Raw genomic sequence first — 2,749 nt, forward strand, 5'->3', positions numbered from 1 at the left:
AGCCGCCATGCCGTCGCGTAGGAGCCGACCACTGACATGAGGAAGATGATTGGCATCAGCACGCTGTGCTTGACGCGCAGCACGTAGAGCAGCGGCCGCACGAGATAGAGACCGAAGATGAGGATGCACACGGTCGCCAGCGTCGTCATCGCGACCATGTCATAGGCAAATTGCGGATGCTCGACCATCATCATCGGGCCGGGTTGGATCCCGTGGATGATGATCGCTGCCATCAACACCGCGGAAGGCGCGGAGCCGGGCACGCCCAGGGCCAGCATGGGAATCATGTGCCCAGGGATCGACGACATGTCGCCGGTCTCGGCCGCCATCAGGCCGTCGATGGAGCCTTTGCCGAACAACTCGGGCTCCTTGGTCGTGGCCTTTGCGGCGGCGTACGACATCCACGCCCCGGAATCCTCGCCGACGCCCGGCATCAGGCCCGTCAGCACGCCGATCGCGCCGGACCGCAGCACGGTGCGCCAGTAGCGCGCGACTTCGTCAAAACGCGGCCGGATCGAATCGCGCATTTCCAGGAGTTTACGCTCCACCGGATCGGCCAGCCTGGTCAGCACTTCGGCAAAGCCGAACGCCCCGATGAGCGCCGGGATGAGTGCGATACCGCCGGCGAGCGCGGGAAAGCCGAAGGTGAATCGGTCGTGCGCATAGATTCCCTCCTGTCCGATCTGCGCGACGAAGAGACCGAGCGCTCCCATCAACCAGCCTTTGAGCGGGTCGTTGCCGACGAGCGTCCCCGACATCGTTACGCCGAACAGGGCGAGCCAGAAGAACTCCTGGGCGCCGAAGGACAGCGCGACGTTGGCCAGCATCGGCGTGAACGCCGCGAGGCACAACACGCCGAAAAACGTGCCGCAAAACGCGCCCGACGTGGCGATGCCGATCGCGCGTCCGGCTTCGCCGCGCAACGCAAGGGCGTGGCCGTCCGCGCACGATGCTGCGTTCGCGGCGGTCCCCGGAATGTTGAGCAGGATCGCCGAACGCGAGCCACCGTACAGTGTGCCGACGTAGGAGCAGACGAGAATGAGAATGGCGTCGTTTGCGGGAAGCTTTACTGTGAGCGTGGTCAGCAGTGCGATGCAAAGCGTGGCGGAGAGTCCCGGCATACAGCCCACGAGAATGCCGGTCAGCGCGCCAGCCAAGCCGAGGGCGAGCGACGTCGGGCTGAGCAGGAGTGCCAGATACGCGTGACCCAGTGAGACTAAACCGTCGAGCATGGCAGAACCTGCTTGTCCACGCCGTTCAAGGAAGGCGCACCAGGAAGAATTCCTGGAAAACGAGTGTGACACCGAAGCCGGCACAAAGTCCGATCACGATCGACAGAGCGATTCCGCGCAGCACCTGGTTGGCGGCACGGCGCTGTGGGTATTGCAGAACGGAGATCGTGGCGGAGACGAAAATGGCGCCCGCGAGCCAGAAGGGCAGCCCGTGACCCACCAGGACGATGCCGAACGTCAGGCATAGGCTCAGCACGATCAGGAAGCGTTTGCGCCCGGCCATCGACATGCCGGCTGCCTGAATCGCGTCTTTGGCGAGCGCACCCTGTCTCCAGGCGCGCGCCAGCATCAGCGTACTGAAAAAGACGATAGCAAGACCGAGAAAGAAGGGCAGAAGACCAGGAACGGCATATGGAGGGACGTCCTGGTTTTCTAGGCGATCCATTTGCCAGGAGCCGATGGCGACCGCAATGCCGAATGCGATCCAGCCGAGCGCGGCAATGAAGTCCGACCGCGGCGTTATGAGGCTCCCGGCCGAACGAGCAGCCCCATCCAGGCCGGAATTTTCTCTGGAAGATTGCATCGCTTGATGACGCCCCTGTGCCGGGCCACGGGCGACTCTTTGGAACGCTTACGGCCTCGGGATGCCGATGGTGTCCGGCGAGACTTTCGCCTTATTGCTGTCAAACATGAGCCAAGCATTCAGCTGGATGGCTGGGAACACGGCCTTTTGCGCTTGCTCGCCATAGAGCGGCGAAAACAGCGCACCGCGCGTGACCGCGTACTTCTTCAGAGCTTCGTTCTTGACGATGTTCTGTGCCCAAATCTTTTCGAGCGTCTGCACCACCTCGTCGGGCACGCCCTTCGGAATGAAGATGCCGAAGTAGTTGGCCGGCGCGGTGAAGCCGGGAATTACCGAGGACAACGGCGGGATTGTGCCGTAGCCTTCGATCTCCAGCGGCTGGTCCCCCACCACCGCGAGTGGACGCAGGCGCTTGCCCCGGATCATGTCTACCTGCTCGACGGCGGACTGTGCGGTAACGTCCGTTTCGCCCGCGACGGTAGCCACCACCGCCGGAGTGCCGCCGTCATAGGGGACATGGCGATATTTCACACCGGTCGCCTTGGCGATGGCTTCCATCGCGTTGTGTCCGGTCGAGGTGACGCCGGCTGTACCGACCGAAAGCTGTCCCGGCTTCGCCTTCATCGCGTCGAGCAATTCCTTCGCGGTCTTGTAGGGCGAATTAGCACTGACGCTGAGCACCTGGATGTTGGCCACGTTGGTGAAAACGTGCCAGTCGGTGATGCGGGTCTTGAGGAGACCCAATATCTCGTACACGCCCAGATCCTGCGCAGCACCAGCGGTCCAGGTATAACCATCCTTGGTAGCCTCAAGCGCGCTTCTGGTTCCCAGCGCGCCCGACGCGCCCCCCTGATTCACGATCACTATCGTCTGCCCGAGCAGCGGCTCCAGCTGGGCTGCAGTGAGGCGTGTAATCTGGTCGGTCGACCCGCCA

Annotated in this window: 3 protein-coding genes; all 3 read right to left on the bottom strand. The window is 63.1% G+C overall.

What is annotated here, in order from left to right:
* Positions 1-1,232: tripartite tricarboxylate transporter permease (locus VF515_17145; GenBank protein HEX7409358.1), on the bottom strand; the 1,232-nt coding region annotated here is incomplete at its 3' end.
* Positions 1,233-1,257: 25 nt separating this feature from the next.
* Positions 1,258-1,815, bottom strand: coding sequence for a tripartite tricarboxylate transporter TctB family protein (locus VF515_17150; protein ID HEX7409359.1), 558 nt, complete (start codon positions 1,813-1,815; stop codon positions 1,258-1,260).
* Positions 1,816-1,863: 48 nt separating this feature from the next.
* Positions 1,864-2,749: tripartite tricarboxylate transporter substrate binding protein (locus VF515_17155; GenBank protein HEX7409360.1), on the bottom strand; the 886-nt coding region annotated here is incomplete at its 5' end.

Source organism: Candidatus Binatia bacterium, from assembly GCA_036382395.1.
Lineage (GTDB): Bacteria > Desulfobacterota > Binatia > HRBIN30 > HRBIN30 > JAGDMS01.

Bases quoted from the DNA above. Each gene is read 5' to 3' on its own strand.
- VF515_17150 (HEX7409359.1), bottom strand. From the start codon at position 1,815: ATGCAATCTTCCAGAGAAAATTCCGGCCTGGATGGGGCTGCTCGTTCG.